Here is a 17,285-nt window from a genome sequence, read left to right as displayed (position 1 = left end):
ACGAGTACATGGCGAAAAAGACCAAGAGTTTCCTGATTCTTCTGTTCATTTGTTCGATCGCCCTAGGGCAAAATTCCGTACCAACCGATTCCTTAATTGTTGCCTCAACCGCAAACTTAGTCACTCAGGCATCACCAGAAATCATTGCCAATCAAGGTTTCACCCTAACCACACTTTTGCGTGGGGCATTGGGTATGGCCGTATTGATCTTGATTTCCTTTTTGTTCAGCAATAACCGAAAGGCCATCAACTGGAAAACGGTTGGGATTGGACTTTCTTTGCAAGTATTGATTGCCATTGGCGTCCTCAAAGTCCCTGTTGTGCAATATGCTTTTGAAAAAGTAGGGGCCGTATTTGTGAGTATTTTGGAATTCACAAGGGCAGGTAGTCAATTCTTGTTTGAAGGTCTTGTAGTGGACATGGATACATTCGGATACATCTTCGCTTTTCAGGTATTGCCCACTATTGTATTTTTCTCGGCATTAACCTCCGTACTTTACTATTTAGGAGTGATACAGTGGGTTGTTAAAGGAATGGCATGGCTGCTCAGTAAAAGTTTGGGCATTTCAGGTGCCGAAAGTTTATCCGTGGCTGGAAACATCTTTTTAGGTCAGACCGAAGCTCCGTTATTGATCAAAGCCTATTTGGAAAAAATGAACCGGTCCGAAATCCTTTTGGTTATGATCGGTGGAATGGCCACTGTTGCTGGAGCAGTTCTTGCTGCTTACATTGGATTTTTGGGTGGGGATGACCCTGTGCTAAGATTGGTATTCGCAAAACACCTTCTGGCCGCCTCCGTTATGGCAGCCCCAGGTGCTATCGTTATTTCAAAAATATTATATCCCCAGACCGAAGCGGTAAACACCGATGTTAAGGTATCCGCTGAAAAAATTGGCACCAACATATTGGATGCCATTGCCAATGGTACAACCGAAGGATTGAAATTGGCCCTTAACGTAGGCGCCATGCTATTGGTCTTTGTGGCCTTTATTGCCATGATCAATGGCATTTTGGGCTGGATTGGTGACTTGACCACTTTCAACACATGGATCGCTGCCAATTCCCCATACGAAAGTTTTTCCCTTGAAGCCATCTTGGGAACGGTCTTCGCTCCACTGATGTGGCTCATCGGTGTGGCCAATGAAGATGTGATGCTTATGGGACAATTGCTCGGTATTAAACTTGCTGCCAGCGAATTCATAGGCTACATTCAATTGGCCGACCTGAAAAATGTGGCCAGCGGAGTCCATTTCACTTACAACAAATCCGTGATCATGGCCACGTACATGCTTTGTGGATTTGCCAACTTTGCTTCTATCGGTATCCAAATTGGCGGTATCGGTTCCTTGGCACCTGGTCAGCGTAAAAACCTATCCGAATTCGGCATGAAGGCCGTTTTGGGTGGCTCTTTGGCGTCCTTACTTTCCGCTACCATTGCGGGGATGATTTTAGGGTAACCCATCATCAATACGTTGATAAAATTTTCATAAGTCCGTTCAAGAACCATTTCGTATGCTTTATTCTTGATGTACTTTAGTCCAGTTGATTTTTTGTCAAATCGAGCTGAGTACCCTGAGCGTAGTCGAAGGGGCTGTCGAGATGTTTGGATTTCTCCTCACTACATTCGTTCGAAATGACAGCTAAAGCAACATATAAAATACATACACTAGTGTCAGTTTGAGTGAAATCCTAAAAGGATTTTGTATCGAAAACTGATTTCTCGATACAATTTTCCGCTAACGGAAAATCACTCGAAATGACAACTAACTATATTACGCATGAAACAATACCACGACCTCCTCAAACATGTATTGGAACACGGGAACCAAAAAGGGGACCGTACAGGAACAGGAACCTTGAGCGTTTTTGGCTATCAGATGCGGTTCGATCTTTCGGAAGGTTTCCCCATGGTGACCACCAAAAAATTGCATTTAAAGTCCATAATTTATGAACTGTTGTGGTTTTTGAAGGGAGATACCAATATTGAATACCTGCAAGAGAACGGGGTACGTATTTGGAACGAATGGGCCGATGAAAATGGGGACCTCGGTCCTGTATACGGACATCAATGGCGCAATTGGAACAGTGAGGAAATCGACCAGATACAGGAAGTGGTGGACACGTTAAAGAACAATCCCAACAGTCGTCGCATGTTGGTCTCTGCCTGGAACCCCAGTGTATTGCCGGACACTTCGGTATCCTTTGCGGAAAATGTGGCGAATGGAAAGGCCGCCCTCCCTCCCTGCCATGCTTTTTTCCAGTTTTATGTGGCGGATGGGAAACTGTCCTGCCAATTGTACCAACGCAGTGCCGATATCTTTTTAGGGGTACCCTTCAACATTGCCTCTTATGCTTTGTTCACCATGATGATGGCACAAGTGTGTGGCTACCAGCCCGGGGAATTCATCCACACCTTTGGTGATGCGCATATCTACAACAACCATTTGGAGCAAGTGGAGCTGCAATTGAGCCGCGACCCTCGCCCCTTGCCCACCATGAAGATCAACCCTGAAGTAAAGGACATCTTTACCTTTACCTTTGATGATTTTGAACTGCTCAACTACGACCCACATCCCCATATTAAAGGCGTTGTTGCCGTATAAATTTGATTTGAGCTTATGCAAAAAGGCGGGGTAATTTTTGATTTTAACGGCACCTTATTTTGGGATTCCGAATACCAGGAAAAGTCTTGGGACGAATATTTGGCGGCGCACCATATTTTCTTGACCGAGCAGCAAAAAAGGGATTATATCCATGGCCGTAATGGCAAAGATACGCTTGAAATTCTCTTCAAACGACCTTTTAGCAATGAAGAAGTGCATCAGTATTCCGAAGAAAAAGAAGTGCTGTACCGCAATGAATGTCTGAAACACAAAATGGAACTGGCACCCGGTGCGCTGGACCTTTTGGATTATTTAAGGGCGAACGATATTCCCATGGCCATTGCCACGGCTTCTGGAAAATCGAATGTGGACTTTTTTATAGACCATTTTAACTTACTCGATTATTTTGCCGAGGAGCATATTGTGTACAATGATGGCACCGTAAAGGGAAAACCGCACCCCGACTTATTTGACAGGGCCGTTGAACGATTGGGCGTGGGTAAAGCAGGTACCGTTATTTTTGAGGATTCCCACTCTGGGGTACAGGCAGCCCTGAATTGCCGAGTGGGCCATGTGGTCATCGTAAACTCCACCAACTCGGATTATGCCGATTTTGACCTCCCCATCATCACCCATTTTGATGGGTTTGACAGAAGGCTTTTAAAAAATTGATTATCTTTTTTCTCTGAAAATATGGGACAAGCATGTCGGATGATTCCCTTTTTAACACGTATCGAGATAAATCATATCGATTTATTTCCTTTGATGGCCTTTATAGTACAATTGAAAACCAAAGACTAAGGTTTTCAAGGGCAGACCAATTCAATGACCCTTTAGATAATAGTCCATTTTTGATGGATTTGGATTGGGAAAACTTATCCAAAAAAGGACATAAGCTTATTCAACATGCTACAAAGATTGCATTTGAAAGAGCCTTTTCATCAACATATATATGTTGTTTTTCAAAAACCTATACTACTGAAAAGTCATATTTGATGTGGGCACATTATGGAAAATCTCATACGCAAGTCTGTTTTGAAATAGATTTCTCAAAACATGACTATTGTGGTAGTCCTTCGGAAGTCGTTTACCCAGAAAGCCTACTTGAAAAAAGAAATTTAAAAAAAATAAAAGAAGGGGAATTGGGCATGTTTGTGGTAACAAATAAAAGTAATATTTGGGATTACGAGGAAGAAGTACGCCTTGTTTTTGACATTCGCTACGTCAAAAACCTAATGGATTTAAAAATTACTGATGATGGAAAAAACTTGGATGTTCCTTTTAATCCAAAATTGATATCCAAGGTCATTTTTGGATATAAATCACTAGAATTTGACCAATTGAAAACTATTTCGTTTTTCAATAACATTGGTCATATGCCAAGATATGAACAAATGATAGTTGACCCCTTAACATTAAAACTAAAACCCATAATGTATAAGCCTTCGATATAACACAAGTTCAAGATTTTCCCCTCAAAACCCCATTAATATCTCTTAACGCACCCACCACCCGTTGCATTTCCCTTTGGGAAAAGACCCCTTCCTCCACATAAAAAAGCATTTCCAGACCCAAGTCCAGTATGTTGGCCAGTTCGGCGGGGGAGCCATAGGCATCTTCAAACAAATCCAACAATTTTATCTCCTTTTGCGTCATGCTCAAATGTAAATTACCCGATTGGATAACCCGTCATAATCAATTATGACTGTATTTATTTTTTTAACTTCAGCTAATAAAACAAATCCATGAACTCCATCATCCAATACACCATCGCCCAATTTGAGGAAATCCAAGAGGGTTACCCTTGGGTAGGTAGTTCGTATGCCAGTAAATTGTCAAAGGTTGATGAAAGTCTATATTTTGAAAGGCCATTGGAAGGTTTACACAGTATTGCCGAGACTATTTCCCACCTCACTTTTTGGCGAAAAGAGGCTTTGCTAAAAATCAAAACGGGCAAGGGCAGCAAAACGGACGATTGCCCGGAAAATTGGTTGCCCAACGACATCCTAAAACAAAAAGGCTGGGAGCAAATCCAAAAGGAATACGATGATACCCTGGCGGAGCTTATCACCTTACTCCAAGACAAAGAAGATGCATTTCTTTCGGAAACCTATTACGATACCGACTTTAAGGGCGACTACCCATATAGCTTTCTCATCAATGGCATGTTGCATCATGATGTGTATCATTTGGGGCAGTTGGGCATCATCATCAAATTTCTGAAGGAGAAAAACACTTAAATTGCTAGTTGTCAATTAATACTAAACAAGCCACCATGGACAAACACAGAATCTTCACCACCTCAGTTGCCAGCGTATATCCACATTATATCACCAAAGCGGAGAAAAAAGGCCGTACCAAAGAAGACGTGGATACCATCATCCAATGGTTGACCGGTTATGACCAAAAGGCCTTGCAACACATCATCGACAACCGAACGGATTTTGAAACCTTCTTTGGGGAAGCTCCCCAATTAAACCCCAATGTTTCCAAAATAACAGGGGTGATCTGTGGGTATCGGGTAGAAGAGATGGAAGACGGACTCATGAAAAAAATCCGGTATTTGGACAAACTCGTGGACGAACTGGCCAAAGGGAAGGCCATGGAGAAAATTTTAAGGAAGTAGCGTTCCGTTTTGCCTATCCAAGGCCAAGGGCCTTAAAACCTGTTGCAAGTAAATCCTTGTACCACGTCTTTATATCAACTATCTTTAATACATGAGAATTTGGGCCTAGGAAGCCTTAAAATGAAACATTATGGGTTGGGTTACTATCAAAAGTTCGCACTATGAAACCGATTTACTCCCCCTGAAAAGCAGGTTGGAAGCAGAAGGCATCCAATGCTTTTTACGCAACGAACACACCTCACAGGTCATGAGTCACATGGTCACCTTTGTTACGGAACTTCAAGTTGCCGAAGAGGATATGGAGAAAGTGAGGGAAATTATGACGGAAATAGAACATACTCCTTAAACCAAGAGTTCTCTTGAAGAAACAATTCCTTATCCCACTTTTTTTCCTTCTCCTTTTTAGCAGACAAATGGTTGTGGGTCAAGACAGGAATACCATAGAACTGGGGCATTCCATTTCCATACCCTCCACTATTCTAAATGAGGAAAGGTCTATTTTGGTGAGTCTTCCCGATTCCTACAACGACCCATCGAAAACGGACCAGCTGTATCCTATTATTATTTTATTGGACGGGTATGTCCATTTTAACACCACATCGGCCATTGTCCATTTTTTGGGTTCCCGTACCAACCGAAACTACCTGATGCCGGAAACCATTGTGATGGCCATAGAAAATGTGGATCGCGAACGGGATTTCACTATTACCAAGTTGCAGACCAAGCGTGCCAACACCATGGGCGGGGGCAAAAAATTCCTGGATTTTATTGAAAAGGAATTGATTCCTTATGTGGACAACCATTATCGTGCAGCCCCACACCGCACCTTGATAGGGCATTCCCTTGGAGGTTTGTTGACCGTAAACGCCTATCTGGACCCGAACAGTCTATTTGATGCGTATTTGGCCATTGACCCCAGTATTTGGTGGGACGATACCATCATGGAAAGTAAAATGGCCTCAATGACCCGGACCTCCATCGACAAAAAATTATACTGGGCCACCGCCAACCAAGGAGAAGCCAATTATGAGCGCAATAAAAAACGACACGACCAATTTGTGGCCATGATGGAGGAACGCTGGCAAGAAAAACTTCAAGTACAACACGACTATTTTGAAGAAGAAGACCATCGGTCGGTGCCACTACCGGCACTTTATGAAGGCCTAAAGTACCTTAACGAGACCCATGAGTAAAAAACGTTTTTTTGAAGGGTAAAATGTGAAGGTGGTGAGACCCTGAATCAAGTTCAGGGTGACGACTCCGTCAAAGGATCCATAAAAAAGAATACTGGCAAAACAAGGGTTAGTTAGTCATGCTGAACTAGTTTCAGCATCCCATACAAAAAAATAAGGGTTGAGACCCTGAATCAAGTTCAGGGTGACGTTCAATAAAAAACCGCCATCAGCTTGGGGAAACTGATGACGGTACATTAAAATTACACGTTCTGTAACTGTTATACTTCCAACACGGCATTTTCTGTGCCTGCATACTCGTTCCACTGGAAACGATCAGCTTCTGCATCGTTGGAATAATTGCCATCGATCAAATATCTGAACTCGTAAGAGTTCTCAACAGGAAGTTCAAAAGTTCCTTTGAAGGTTCCATCCTTCAATTTTTTCAATCCGCTGCCCTTGGGGTTCCATTTATTGAAATCGCCGACTACCGCAACGGTCTCCGCCTCATCTGCAGGAACACTGAAAGTGACTTTGCAAACAGGCTTGCTTTTTAGGTATTGTTTCTTAATTGCCATGGTACCAAAAATTTTAATTCCAGCACAAAGCAATACATAAAACTGCTTATTTACAATTAGTTACCGTCGATTTATCAAATTGATAAAATGCGCCTAACAATAGGGTTACTTTTGTCAAATTAGCTTAGGGAATTTTACCAATTATTATTTTGACATCCAACGTTTTAGAAGTGTAGCAATAACATCTACTTCTTCCTCCGTATTGTAAAAATGGAAGCTCAATCGTACTCCCCCGCCACGCAAGGAAGCCACTATATTTTTTTCCCAAAGTTTATTGAAAAGCTTCTCATCTCCCTTGATACTAAAGATGGTACTGTGTTGTTTTCTTTGGCCTACAAAGGGTTGAAGCAGTCCCAGTTCCGAGAATGCGGACATGGCTTTTTTGGACAATTTATCGAGTTGGGCCTGAATATTTTCCTGCCCGATATCGTCCAAAAATTTAAGGGCAAACTCCAAACTTCCAAAATTAAAGGAATCCAAATGCCCTGGCTCCAAAAACTTACTAAAGGGAATACTGTTCCTTTTGGAGGCATCATTGTTCACAGATCCGTTGCCAATTCCCTTTAATTCAAATTGGTCTTTGATCTCATCCTTTACCAGAAAAAAACCATTCCCGTAACCTGCCAACAGCCATTTATAGGCACTGGCTCCTAAAATATCGATACCAGATTCTTCAAAGTTGAAAGGTTCCATTCCACAAAACTGGGTTCCATCGGCAATGATCATGACATTCGGGAAATCCTTTTTTACCTGTTTTAAAAAGTCGAGATCCACTTTCACCCCGTTCACCCATTGCACCAAACTCAAGGCGAGGATATCAAATTTCCCTGTTTCCAGTTTTTCATGGATCTGTTCTTCCATGTGCTCATCAATATCCACATAATCCCGCTTAAAATTTCGGGTTTCGAAGGGCCAGTTCAACGAAGGGTAATCGTTGTTCAGCAACAATACGGTTTTGTCCTTGGAAAGACCTTCCAACAACAGATTGAACCCCAAACTAAAATTGGGCACCAAAGAAACATTCTCGGGCTTGCAGTGAAAAAAGTTCCCAACCGTTTTTTTGATTTCCGGCATGTGTGCAAATCCCTTGTTCTTCATCTCGCTTCCACCGATCAGATAATCGAGGTCATGGCCTTGCCGCCATTCCATCAAATCTTCACTTAAAAGTCCGGCCGAGGCCGTGTTCGCATAGATACATTGATTTAAAACTGGGAATTTTTTTCTGAGTTTTTGCATTACCGGGTATTTGGATACAATTCAATTATATTTGTTGTTAAAGATAGCCATTCCATGTTGTCATTTGGTAAAAAGAAAGCACCTGAATTGGACCTTGAGCAGCACGAACTTTTGGAGAATGCCCAAAAACGCATCAAACAAAAGAAAAGGCTGTACTCCCACTTTGTGGTTTTTTTGATCGGAAGTATTTTTTTGATCCTGATCAACAAAATCCTAAAATATGGCGAATCGTACAATTGGTTTGTTTGGGCCATTACTTTTTGGGCCTTTTTGTTCGCGATCCATGCCTTTAATGTTTTTGTAACCCAAAAGTTCATGGGACAGGATTGGGAACGCCGCCAACGCGAAAAATTGGTGGCCTTGCAGAAGAAACGGATTGCCGAAATCCAAAAAGAAATTGAGACCGAATTCCCGCTTTCCAACATCAATAAAAAAAAAGATCAATGACGCGATTGATCATTATCGCCGCAGCAGCGGAGAACAATGCCCTGGGCAAGGACAATGATCTCGTGTGGCATCTTCCGGACGATTTTAAACGATTCAAAACGATCACTACAGGGCATAAGATCATCATGGGTCGAAAAACGCTCGAAAGCTTTCCAAAACCCCTTCCTAACCGGGAACATATCGCCATAACCCGAGAAAAAGATTATCAACCTAAATTTCCGTGTACCCTTGTGCATTCCCTTGCCGAAGCGATTGATTTGGTTCAGGATGGGGAAACTGCTTTTATCATTGGCGGGGGAGAAATTTACAGGCAATCCATGGATAGGGCCACCGACATTGAACTTACCCGTGTTCATGCCACTTTTGAAGCCGATACTTTTTTCCCTGAAATTGATGAAGAAGCTTGGGAACTGGTAAATGAAGAATTTCATCCGAAGGATGATCGTCACGAATATAGTTTTACCTACCTGACCTATAAACGCAAATAGGGTTCAAAAATCGAGGTATGAAACCTCGCAGTCAGGAACATCAACAAAACTTTTCAGGATATCTACATCCTTGTTTGTGTACAACGTATGTTTTGGGCGGTAGGTTTCCGGTGCCAATAATCCATTTTGTTCCAAGATGGTCTTGGTCTGTCGGGCCACCGCTTCCCCAGAATCGATAATGGTGATGTTTTCTGGAAGCATTTCCTTCAATACCGGAATCAAGTATGGGTAATGGGTACATCCCAACACCAGGCAATCGATTTGTTGGTCCAACATGGGATTTAAAAAGGTGGTCAATAGCTCCCTCATTTCGACGGAATACACTTTATTGGCCTCGATCAATTCCACCAGCCCTTTTCCTTCCTGTTCCAACACGGTAATCCCTTCGGCGAAGAGTTTGGAAGTATTATGGAACAAACTGCTGGAAAGCGTTCCTTTTGTAGCCAGAACGCCTACTTTTTTGGTTTTGGTTTGAAGTGCAGCAGGCTTAATGGCAGGTTCTATCCCAATAAACGGTACGGGATAATTTTTCCGGAGGTAATCAATGGCATTTGTGGTTGCCGTATTACAGGCCACTACAATGATCTTGGATCCTTTTTCCAAAAGAAATTCTGTATTCTTGATGCTGAGATTGAGGATCTCTTCCTTGGACTTTTCACCATAAGGGGCATTGGCACTATCGGCCAGGTATAGGGTGCTTTCATGGGGAAGCATTTTCACCACTTCTTTCCAAATGGAGGTTCCCCCTACTCCTGAATCAAAAATACCAATGGGTGCTTGCATACTTAAAAATAGCTACAAAAAATTTTATGGCACAAAAAAACCGCTTCATCCTAAGAAGAGCGGTTCATTATTTTGTAAATGGGAAGTTCTTAGAATCCCAATTCCTTCTTAACAGCGGGCAAAAGGTCTTTTCCTTTGGCTACGATCAAGCTCAAACCTGGGCTAGCATCGATTACATATTCAAAACCTTGGGCAGCAGCTACTTTTTCAATGGCGGCTTTGGCCTTGTCAGAAATAGGAGCGAACAATTCTTGTTGCTTTTGTTGCATGGCTTGCATGGCAGCATTTCTGGCGTCGTCTATATTTTTTTCAAAACCTTGAAGCTCCTGGGCCCTTTTTTGGTTCTCTTCCTCTGTTTTGGAAGTGGCCTCGTTGGAGTATTGGTTGTATTTGTTCTGAAGTTCTGTCATAGAACCTTGAATATCGGCTGTATAGGTTTCCTGCAATTTTTTCAATTCGGCCTGTGCAGCTTTCATCTCTGGCATTTCAGTCAACAGTTGCTGTACGTTGATATGGGCAATCTTACTCTGTGCATTTACAAAACCCGTAGCCGCCACAAACAATATAAGGGCTACCGCAATCCTTTTAACATTTTTCATGATTCTCAAAGTTACTTATTTCGATTTTTAAATTTAGTGTTTCAATATTTAGTTCTGTACTGAATCCTTTTCCTGTTCCGGTTTGTTCCGGTCCTCTATTTTGGCTTGGCGTTTTGCCTCGCGTTCTTCCAATAATTTTTGTCTTCTGGCTTCGTAGGCCTTTTTACGTTCCTCCCTCAGTTTCAACTGCTCCGTCCTTTTGTCCTCTGCCGCTTTGGCGTTGGCCTGCTGAATGGAATCGGTTCGGGCCTGTCTGTCCAAGAGCGCTTCGCTTATCTCCTCATCAGCTTCTTCCTCATCGGCCTTGAACTGCTCCAAACGGTTTTTCTGGTCTTGTTTTTTATTGGAGGCACTTACCTTTCTGGTCCGTGCTATTTCCCTTAAAACCAAGTCACTGATATCGTGCCGTTTTTCGGAGTACAACATTACAACATCTGCCGATTTATCAAAAATAAAATCGTATCTTTTATTGGCCCCGATTTTTTGTACCTCGTTGAAAACTTGGTCTTGGATCGGTTGTACCAAAAGCTGTTTCTGCAATACCAAATCCCCTTGTGGCCCGAATCGGTCCTGTTGGTAATCCAACATTTCCTTTTCCAAAATCTGGATTTCCTCTTCGCGTTCGGCGATGAGTTCATCCGTCAAGAGCACTTTTTCGGCCATCAGATCTTTTTTCATTTGATCGATGGAACTTTGCTTGAGCTCTATCTCCTGTTTCCACTTTAGGGCCTTTATGTTCAGTTGTTCCGTTGCGTCCCTGTACTCCTCCACATTTTCCAGGATATATTCCATGTCCACATATCCTATGCGCACCCCTCTTGAAGTTTGGGAAAACCCATAAAGGGACGACATCAAAACCACTAATGACAAAAGAACTTTCGTATTCATCTTTGATTCCGCATTTTACATAGAAAATATCGTGCCAAAATAAATCATTTATTTAAAATGAATCATTTATAAATGATCAAGACACTATTTTCCTTTGATTAAAACTGCTGCCCGATGATGAAGTGCGTTTGCCATCCACTTGGTCCGGTAGATCCTGGTCTGGCATCGCTATCGAAACCATAACCAAAATCAATTCCCAAGAGTCCGAATGCCGGCATAAAAATACGTAGCCCCACTCCGGCAGATCTTTTTAACTCAAACGGATTATATTCATTAAAATTGTTGAAGGCATTACCAGCTTCCAAAAATGACAGGGCATAAATGGATGCCGTGGGCTTTAATGTCAGCGGATACCGAAGCTCCATGGAGAATTTATTATAGATGGTTCCCCCGTCTTGCTGAAGTCTACCTGTAATGGCATTGGTCACATAAGGTGTCAAAGATTGGTTTTGATATCCTCGCAACTGGACTACGTCCCTACCATCCAACGTAAAGTTTCCAAGTCCGTCACCTCCCACATAAAAACGTTCGAAAGGCACATCGCCAATATCATGATTATAGGCCCCTAAGAAACCGAACTCGGCATTGGTACGCAAGACCAACTTGTCCACCAAAGTGGTGTACCAATCCCCTTTAAATTTAACTTTGTAGTATTCCAACAACTTGAAGCGCTCCTCTTCCATATCCTCCAACTCTTGGCCCAATTGAATGTACTCCAAATCTTCTTCGGTATTTCTGTCAATGTTCTGAAGCTCGTACAATCTTTCCGTTGTTGAATTAATATCCTCCTTTAACTGCTTGTAATCTTTGGAACTGAACAAAGAATAAGGAGGAGTGAATTTTGCCGTCAATTCAAAATTGGAACCTGACATTGGGAAAATCCTGCTCGGACCTTGTGAGCTCCTTGAAATACCAAGGGTATAGCTCAAAGAGTTGGAACTACCATTACCAAAATTGAACAGACCACTGTTATAGTTGTTGAAATCATACAACTGATAACTTGCCGCATGGGAAATGGTAAAAAAATCATCTGGCCATTGTACCCTTTTTGCCAACCCTGCAGAGACCCCTGTAATGGCAAATCCACGTGATTTATCCACATCCAGCCTTCCACTTTCGGTAAATCCAGTACCGAATTGTTGGGTCCTAGAAAGGGAGAGATTGAACCTTACCGGTTTTTTACCTCCCAACCATGGTTCGGAGAAATTCAAACTATAGACCCTAAAAGTTCTACTGGCCTGCAGACGAAGGGCAAAGGTCTGCCCATCACCCATTGGCACAGGCTTATAAGCCTCACCATTGAAAATATTTTTCAGGGAGAAGTTGCTAAACGAAAGTCCCAAGGTACCGATGAAACCACCACCACCAAAACCACCTTGTAGTTCTATCTGGCTGGAACCGGATTCTACCAAACTGTATTCAATATCTACGGTTCCTTCATTAGGGTTAGGGTTTTCAATGTTGGGTACGATCTGTTCGGCATCAAAAAAGCCCAACTGTCCTAATTCCCTAATGGTTCTTACAATATTCTCCTTGCTATATTTTTGACCGGGACGCGTTCTTAATTCCCTGAAAATTACGTGGTCATTGGTCTTGTCGTTTCCTTTTACCGTAACATGGTCCAAAAAGGTTTCCTTTCCTTCAATGATCCTAATCTCAAAATCGATGGTATCGTTTACTGCGGAAACCTCAACTGGGTTAATGCTGGAGAACAGGTAACCGTTATTCTGGTAAAGGTTGGTCAGGTCGATGGCATCCGGCTTGGAGTCGTCCGCCACACGTTCCTTCAACAAAACCCCATTATAGGTATCCCCTTTTTTGATACCCAAAATTTGGCTCAATTGCCTATCGGTATACACAGAGTTACCTACAAAATCAATATTTCCGAAGTAATATTTATCGCCTTCTTCTACCTTAATGGTCAGGTCAATGTTGTGCTCATCCACTTTAACGAAAGTATCCGAAAGCACCCTGGCATCCCTATAACCTCTTTCGGCATAGGTATCGACCAAATTGGATAGATCTTCGTCAAAATCGGCGGCAATATATTTTGATTTTTTCCAGAAACGGAACAGTTTCTTCTTCTTGGTGTTTTTAAGGGCCTTGCGCAATCTTTTGCTGGTCAACTGGTCATTCCCCTCAAAAGTGATCTTTCTGATCTTTACCTTATCTCCTTTGTTCACATTGACCACCATGTTCTGCACATTGGTACCCGAGGTGTCGGCCGCCGTGGCAATGCTCACTTTTGCATTGAGGTAACCTTGCTTTTTATATTTGTTCTGAAGGTAGTTTTTGGTATTGGCGATCAAACTTTCGGTAATCTTCTTCCCTTTTTTAAGGTCGGTATCGTTGATGATGTCCTCTACCTTACGCTTTTTGATACCATAAACAGTGACATTGTTCAAGGTAGGACGCTCCAGAATATGGAGTTCCAAATAAATTTGGTTGCCCTCGATCTTGGTATAAAACATCTCCACATTGCTGAAGAGTTCCAAGCTCCATAGCTTTTTAATCACGGCGCTGATCTCGTCCCCGGGCACTTTTATAGGCTGCCCTACCCTTAACCCGGTATAGGACTTAACGGTCTGCTCGTTATAACTTTGCAATCCGGTGACGGTCAATCCGCCCAAAATGTATTCCTTACCATCCTCAAAGGTGGTTTCTTGGGCAAATCCTGTTCCGGACAAGAGTAAAAATGCTGCGGAAAGAAAAATTCTGAGATAAACCGGTATCAGGTTATCAATACCTTTAGTTAAGTTGTTCGCTAGTTTTTCCAAATCGTCGTTCTCTATTTTGGTAACTTAATATGGCCTCTACCAAATGCTGCTCGTTAAAATCGGGCCAAAATACATCAATAAAATATAATTCGGCGTATGCAATTTGCCAGAGTAAAAAATTACTGATCCTACATTCGCCACTGGTGCGTATAAGTAGGTCAACATCAGGCAAAAAGTGCGCGTAAAGATGTGTATTTATAACTTGTTCGTCAATATTTTCGGGCGAAATTATGTTATTTTTAACTTTGACCGCAATCTCCCTCATGGCAGATGTAATCTCTTCCCGAGAGCCATAACTCAATGCAAGGGTAACGGTCATACCCGTATTGTTTGCGGTTTTGGAAATGACCTCCATCAATTCCTTATGGACCTTTTCGGGCAGGGTTTCCATCCTACCTATGGCCTTTAACCTTATGTTGTTCTTTTTAAGATTTTTGAGCTCCTTCTTCAGTGCGGTGACGAGAAGCTTCATCAAAGTGTCCACTTCAATTTTGGGTCGGTTCCAATTTTCTGTGGAAAATGCATAGAGGGTAAGGTATTGTATCCCGAGCTTAACACAGGATTCCACGGTGCGCTTTACCGCCTCGGCCCCATTTTCATGGCCGAACACGCGAAGCTTGCCCCGTTCTTTGGCCCATCTGCCATTACCGTCCATGATAATGGCCATGTGTCTTGGAAGCTTATCCTTGTTTAGGTCCTCTAGCGTATGCATTATTTATTGAAAACAATCCTGGCAGGGCTTGCGTCCAAAGGTATACGTCAATGTAAAACCTGTGAACACATACCAGTCATTGCTCAATATGTTCCCAAACCTGAACTGCTCATAATTGGAACCTTCGGGATTACTTGCGTCCAAATTGTCCGTCAAAGTATATCTGGCCCCAATTTCGGCCCCAAGGATAAGGAACTGACTTAACCGGTATTTTGCCCCAACCGTCATTGGAATTGCAAAACTACCGTCTTTTTGGTTAATATCCTGCACTTGTAGGGCATCAAAATAATTAAAATCGTACCTAAAATAGGTAAAACCCGTGTACAGATAGGGTGTAAAGGCCGGACCGAGCTTGTGAAGGTTGTATTCCACGAAGTTGATTTCGAGCCCCGCGGAGAACTCCAATACCGAATTATCCACCACATAGGCACGTTGTTGACGGGATTGCATGCTGGATTTTGTATCGTCTGCGGTAAATTGTCCATAGATAACACTACCCCTCCAGGCGTAGCGTTTTCCCTTGTTCCATTTAAAAATGCCACCAAATGCCGGACCGGAAGGTAAAATGTAATTGGTCCTTCCCACATCGCCCACCATATTGGCACCTCCAGCAAACAATCCAATCTCATAGGTCTGTGCGCTGACCTTGATCACACAGCATAGAAATACAGCCAAAACTATCCGCATACTAACCAAAAAATTCAAGTTTTAAGAGTAAAGGAAGGTCGATATTTATCTTGTTTGATTTGTTCTCCCTTGTAAAACAGTTTTTCGCTCCATTTATTGTTCGCCCCAAGTTCAATTGCGTTTATCTTCCCCCCAAAGCAATTTATTGCGAAGCGTTTTTAGGAAGCTTTCCGATTTGTACTCGATCATCTTGATGGTGAAATCGGATTTTTTGATTCGGATTTCCTTGCCATTCGGAATATCAGCAATCCTGGAATCCAATGAAACCAAATGCGTTTTTTCCCTACCGGAAACCTTTAACCTGATCTGGGTATCGTCTGAAATGACCAATGGACGTGCATTCAAATTATGAGGCGCTATGGGTGTAAGTACCAATGATTTTGCCGTTGGCGCAATCACTGGTCCGCCACAACTAAGGGAATATCCTGTGGAACCTGTTGGTGTGGATACGATCAATCCATCGGACCAGTAAGAAGTGAGGTACTCATCGTTCAACCAGGTTTCTACCGTTATCATGGAAGTGGTATCCTTGCGGCTTACCGTTACCTCGTTCAAAGCAAAATTAAGCCCTTTGAATTCATCCAATTCCGAATTCAACTCCACCTCTACCAAAGTACGCTCCTCAATAGTGTAGTGCCCGGCCACAAATTCCGTGACCAGTTTACGCACGTTTTCCTTTTTAAAAGTGGACAAAAACCCCAATCGGCCTGTGTTGACTCCAACTATTGGAATGCCGTAATCCTTGATATAAGTCACGGCGCGCAACATGGTGCCATCACCACCAAAACTCACGAACATATCAAAAGTGGAGTCCAATCCTTTGGATACCGTAAACTCGCCATCAATATGGTCTTTGGTGACTTCGGAAACAAGTTTGTTGAAGTTCTCCTCAACATAAATGGTCGCATCCAACTTTTCGAGTTCCTCCAAAAGTTCCTGAACACAACACTTGTCCTCTTCCTGAAAGGATTGACCGTAAATGGCTACCTTCATGTTATACGTTGAGATATTTTTCCAGATAGCCCGATCGTTGTTTCAAATCCTCAAGGAACTGATCATCACTATTTCCGAAAACTATGGTGTAATTGTATCGTCTAAAAGTTTGGGCCACCTCATTCATATTTTGGGTACCGATCTTAAGGGTAATCTGCACCACATCGTTTTCAGAATCGGTAATGAAGGCGCCTAGCAAACGGGCATTGTTGCTTTCCACAATCTGGGCGATCTCACTAAAGGAATAATCCTTGACCCCTGTGGAAACGACCAAAATGGCCCCAGGCTCCTTAAAAAATGGGGTATCGATAAAAACGCTTACAATATCTTCCAGGTCATAATACCCCAAAATCAATTGGTTCTCATCTACAACGGGCAAAATATTGGCCTCGTTACGCGAGAACATTTCCAATACATCCAACCAAGCCGTTTCTTTGGTCACGAAGAAACTATCCAACTCGTACCTAAAATCCTCAATGGATTTTTCTGGCTCAAAACAGGGTAGATCGTTCTCCGACAAAAGTCCAAGGTAAACCCCGTTTTCGGTAACGGCCACATGGGAGTATGTGGTCTCCTCAAAAAACTTGATCACCTCCTTCAAGGTTTCGGAAACCTCGAAAATCGGCACTGTGGTTATAATTTGGTCTTGGATGTACATATCGCTGTTATTAGGTGCAAAATACTAATTTTTAATGG

21 protein-coding genes are annotated in these 17,285 nt (G+C 42.5%); 10 read left to right on the top strand and 11 right to left on the bottom strand.

Going from position 1 to position 17,285, the window contains the following annotated elements; translation table 11 throughout:
- Window positions 1-8: 8 nt before the first annotated feature.
- The 4 genes from LKX84_RS10385 to LKX84_RS10370 all read left to right on the top strand — a co-directional run bounded on the left by LKX84_RS10385 (window position 9) and on the right by LKX84_RS10370 (window position 4,057).
- Window positions 9-1,457, top strand: coding sequence for a NupC/NupG family nucleoside CNT transporter (locus LKX84_RS10385; protein WP_228237099.1), 1,449 nt, complete (start codon window positions 9-11; stop codon window positions 1,455-1,457).
- A gap of 321 nt (window positions 1,458-1,778) precedes the next feature.
- Complete coding sequence (locus LKX84_RS10380) at window positions 1,779-2,603, top strand: thymidylate synthase (RefSeq protein WP_228237098.1); 825 nt, start codon at window positions 1,779-1,781, stop codon at window positions 2,601-2,603.
- Window positions 2,604-2,618: 15 nt separating this feature from the next.
- Window positions 2,619-3,275 (top strand): HAD family hydrolase, encoded by a 657-nt coding sequence (locus LKX84_RS10375; protein ID WP_228237097.1) that lies wholly within the window; start codon window positions 2,619-2,621, stop codon window positions 3,273-3,275.
- 32 nt (window positions 3,276-3,307) lie between these two features.
- The gene (locus LKX84_RS10370; protein WP_228237096.1) at window positions 3,308-4,057 is read left to right on the top strand and encodes a DUF2971 domain-containing protein; all 750 of its coding nucleotides are present in this window, start codon (window positions 3,308-3,310) and stop codon (window positions 4,055-4,057) included.
- 7 nt (window positions 4,058-4,064) lie between these two features.
- Here LKX84_RS10370 and LKX84_RS10365 read toward each other — a convergent pair whose 3' ends face one another.
- On the bottom strand, window positions 4,065-4,259 hold the full coding sequence (locus tag LKX84_RS10365) for a hypothetical protein (RefSeq protein ID WP_228237095.1): 195 nt from the start codon (window positions 4,257-4,259) through the stop codon (window positions 4,065-4,067).
- Window positions 4,260-4,348: 89 nt separating this feature from the next.
- Here LKX84_RS10365 and LKX84_RS10360 point away from each other — a divergent pair, with 89 nt between their 5' ends.
- The 4 genes from LKX84_RS10360 (at window position 4,349) to LKX84_RS10345 (ending at window position 6,422) form a co-directional block, all read left to right on the top strand.
- On the top strand, window positions 4,349-4,843 hold the full coding sequence (locus LKX84_RS10360; protein ID WP_228237094.1) for a DinB family protein: 495 nt from the start codon (window positions 4,349-4,351) through the stop codon (window positions 4,841-4,843).
- Between the two features lie 35 nt (window positions 4,844-4,878).
- Window positions 4,879-5,229 (top strand): DUF2200 domain-containing protein, encoded by a 351-nt coding sequence (locus LKX84_RS10355; protein ID WP_228237093.1) that lies wholly within the window; start codon window positions 4,879-4,881, stop codon window positions 5,227-5,229.
- 130 nt (window positions 5,230-5,359) lie between these two features.
- Window positions 5,360-5,575, top strand: coding sequence for a DUF2007 domain-containing protein (locus LKX84_RS10350; protein WP_228237092.1), 216 nt, complete (start codon window positions 5,360-5,362; stop codon window positions 5,573-5,575).
- A 13-nt stretch (window positions 5,576-5,588) separates the two neighbouring features.
- The gene (locus tag LKX84_RS10345; protein WP_228237091.1) at window positions 5,589-6,422 is read left to right on the top strand and encodes an alpha/beta hydrolase; all 834 of its coding nucleotides are present in this window, start codon (window positions 5,589-5,591) and stop codon (window positions 6,420-6,422) included.
- A 260-nt stretch (window positions 6,423-6,682) separates the two neighbouring features.
- Here the strand turns inward: LKX84_RS10345 and LKX84_RS10340 are convergent, their stop codons facing one another.
- A complete protein-coding gene (locus tag LKX84_RS10340; protein ID WP_228237090.1) occupies window positions 6,683-6,979 on the bottom strand; it encodes an isoamylase early set domain-containing protein in 297 nt (98 codons plus the stop codon).
- Between the two features lie 144 nt (window positions 6,980-7,123).
- Window positions 7,124-8,215 carry an aminotransferase class V-fold PLP-dependent enzyme gene (locus LKX84_RS10335; RefSeq protein WP_228237089.1) on the bottom strand — a complete coding sequence of 364 codons (1,092 nt, stop codon included), beginning with the start codon at window positions 8,213-8,215 and terminating at the stop codon, window positions 7,124-7,126.
- A gap of 54 nt (window positions 8,216-8,269) precedes the next feature.
- Here LKX84_RS10335 and LKX84_RS10330 point away from each other — a divergent pair, with 54 nt between their 5' ends.
- Window positions 8,270-8,662, top strand: a complete 393-nt coding sequence (locus LKX84_RS10330; RefSeq protein ID WP_228237088.1) for a 2TM domain-containing protein — start codon at window positions 8,270-8,272, stop codon at window positions 8,660-8,662.
- Window positions 8,659-9,150 (top strand): dihydrofolate reductase, encoded by a 492-nt coding sequence (locus tag LKX84_RS10325; RefSeq protein WP_228237087.1) that lies wholly within the window; start codon window positions 8,659-8,661, stop codon window positions 9,148-9,150. The genes LKX84_RS10330 and LKX84_RS10325 overlap by 4 nt, the downstream gene beginning before the upstream one ends.
- Window positions 9,151-9,153: 3 nt before the next feature.
- On the opposite strand, the gene murI is transcribed toward LKX84_RS10325, so the two are convergent.
- The 8 genes from murI to LKX84_RS10285 all read right to left on the bottom strand — a co-directional run bounded on the left by murI (window position 9,154) and on the right by LKX84_RS10285 (window position 17,247).
- Complete coding sequence (gene murI / locus LKX84_RS10320; RefSeq protein ID WP_228237086.1) at window positions 9,154-9,933, bottom strand: glutamate racemase; 780 nt, start codon at window positions 9,931-9,933, stop codon at window positions 9,154-9,156.
- 89 nt (window positions 9,934-10,022) lie between these two features.
- A complete protein-coding gene (locus LKX84_RS10315; RefSeq protein WP_228237085.1) occupies window positions 10,023-10,532 on the bottom strand; it encodes an OmpH family outer membrane protein in 510 nt (169 codons plus the stop codon).
- A 48-nt stretch (window positions 10,533-10,580) separates the two neighbouring features.
- Window positions 10,581-11,420, bottom strand: coding sequence for an OmpH family outer membrane protein (locus LKX84_RS10310; protein WP_228237084.1), 840 nt, complete (start codon window positions 11,418-11,420; stop codon window positions 10,581-10,583).
- A 98-nt stretch (window positions 11,421-11,518) separates the two neighbouring features.
- Window positions 11,519-14,197, bottom strand: a complete 2,679-nt coding sequence (gene bamA, locus LKX84_RS10305; RefSeq protein ID WP_228237083.1) for an outer membrane protein assembly factor BamA — start codon at window positions 14,195-14,197, stop codon at window positions 11,519-11,521.
- Entirely contained in the window at window positions 14,169-14,909 is a 741-nt protein-coding gene (locus tag LKX84_RS10300) for an isoprenyl transferase (RefSeq protein ID WP_228237082.1), read from the bottom strand. The genes bamA and LKX84_RS10300 overlap by 29 nt, the downstream gene beginning before the upstream one ends.
- A gap of 3 nt (window positions 14,910-14,912) precedes the next feature.
- Window positions 14,913-15,596, bottom strand: a complete 684-nt coding sequence (locus LKX84_RS10295; RefSeq protein WP_228237081.1) for a DUF6089 family protein — start codon at window positions 15,594-15,596, stop codon at window positions 14,913-14,915.
- A gap of 111 nt (window positions 15,597-15,707) precedes the next feature.
- Window positions 15,708-16,589 carry an NAD kinase gene (locus LKX84_RS10290; protein ID WP_228237080.1) on the bottom strand — a complete coding sequence of 294 codons (882 nt, stop codon included), beginning with the start codon at window positions 16,587-16,589 and terminating at the stop codon, window positions 15,708-15,710.
- Between the two features lies 1 nt (window position 16,590).
- The gene (locus LKX84_RS10285; RefSeq protein WP_228237079.1) at window positions 16,591-17,247 is read right to left on the bottom strand and encodes a CBS domain-containing protein; all 657 of its coding nucleotides are present in this window, start codon (window positions 17,245-17,247) and stop codon (window positions 16,591-16,593) included.
- Between the last annotated feature and the right edge of the window lie 38 nt (window positions 17,248-17,285).

The organism is Allomuricauda sp. M10 (assembly GCF_020782875.1).
Lineage (GTDB): Bacteria > Bacteroidota > Bacteroidia > Flavobacteriales > Flavobacteriaceae > Flagellimonas.
This window is presented reverse-complemented; position numbering and strand designations above follow the sequence as displayed.

What these genes read in the sequence shown, in the direction of transcription:
- LKX84_RS10385 (WP_228237099.1), top strand. Translation starts at nt 9, where the DNA reads ATGGCGAAAAAGACCAAGAGTTTCCTGATTCTTCTGTTCATTTGTTCG.
- LKX84_RS10380 (WP_228237098.1), top strand. Translation starts at nt 1,779, where the DNA reads ATGAAACAATACCACGACCTCCTCAAACATGTATTGGAACACGGGAAC.
- LKX84_RS10375 (WP_228237097.1), top strand. Translation starts at nt 2,619, where the DNA reads ATGCAAAAAGGCGGGGTAATTTTTGATTTTAACGGCACCTTATTTTGG.
- LKX84_RS10370 (WP_228237096.1), top strand. Translation starts at nt 3,308, where the DNA reads ATGTCGGATGATTCCCTTTTTAACACGTATCGAGATAAATCATATCGA.
- LKX84_RS10365 (WP_228237095.1), bottom strand. Translation starts at nt 4,259, where the DNA reads ATGACGCAAAAGGAGATAAAATTGTTGGATTTGTTTGAAGATGCCTAT.
- LKX84_RS10360 (WP_228237094.1), top strand. Translation starts at nt 4,349, where the DNA reads ATGAACTCCATCATCCAATACACCATCGCCCAATTTGAGGAAATCCAA.
- LKX84_RS10355 (WP_228237093.1), top strand. Translation starts at nt 4,879, where the DNA reads ATGGACAAACACAGAATCTTCACCACCTCAGTTGCCAGCGTATATCCA.
- LKX84_RS10350 (WP_228237092.1), top strand. Translation starts at nt 5,360, where the DNA reads ATGGGTTGGGTTACTATCAAAAGTTCGCACTATGAAACCGATTTACTC.
- LKX84_RS10340 (WP_228237090.1), bottom strand. Translation starts at nt 6,979, where the DNA reads ATGGCAATTAAGAAACAATACCTAAAAAGCAAGCCTGTTTGCAAAGTC.
- LKX84_RS10335 (WP_228237089.1), bottom strand. Translation starts at nt 8,215, where the DNA reads ATGCAAAAACTCAGAAAAAAATTCCCAGTTTTAAATCAATGTATCTAT.
- LKX84_RS10330 (WP_228237088.1), top strand. Translation starts at nt 8,270, where the DNA reads ATGTTGTCATTTGGTAAAAAGAAAGCACCTGAATTGGACCTTGAGCAG.
- LKX84_RS10325 (WP_228237087.1), top strand. Translation starts at nt 8,659, where the DNA reads ATGACGCGATTGATCATTATCGCCGCAGCAGCGGAGAACAATGCCCTG.
- murI (WP_228237086.1), bottom strand. Translation starts at nt 9,933, where the DNA reads ATGCAAGCACCCATTGGTATTTTTGATTCAGGAGTAGGGGGAACCTCC.
- LKX84_RS10315 (WP_228237085.1), bottom strand. Translation starts at nt 10,532, where the DNA reads ATGAAAAATGTTAAAAGGATTGCGGTAGCCCTTATATTGTTTGTGGCG.
- LKX84_RS10310 (WP_228237084.1), bottom strand. Translation starts at nt 11,420, where the DNA reads ATGAATACGAAAGTTCTTTTGTCATTAGTGGTTTTGATGTCGTCCCTT.
- LKX84_RS10300 (WP_228237082.1), bottom strand. Translation starts at nt 14,909, where the DNA reads ATGCATACGCTAGAGGACCTAAACAAGGATAAGCTTCCAAGACACATG.
- LKX84_RS10295 (WP_228237081.1), bottom strand. Translation starts at nt 15,596, where the DNA reads ATGCGGATAGTTTTGGCTGTATTTCTATGCTGTGTGATCAAGGTCAGC.
- LKX84_RS10290 (WP_228237080.1), bottom strand. Translation starts at nt 16,589, where the DNA reads ATGAAGGTAGCCATTTACGGTCAATCCTTTCAGGAAGAGGACAAGTGT.
- LKX84_RS10285 (WP_228237079.1), bottom strand. Translation starts at nt 17,247, where the DNA reads ATGTACATCCAAGACCAAATTATAACCACAGTGCCGATTTTCGAGGTT.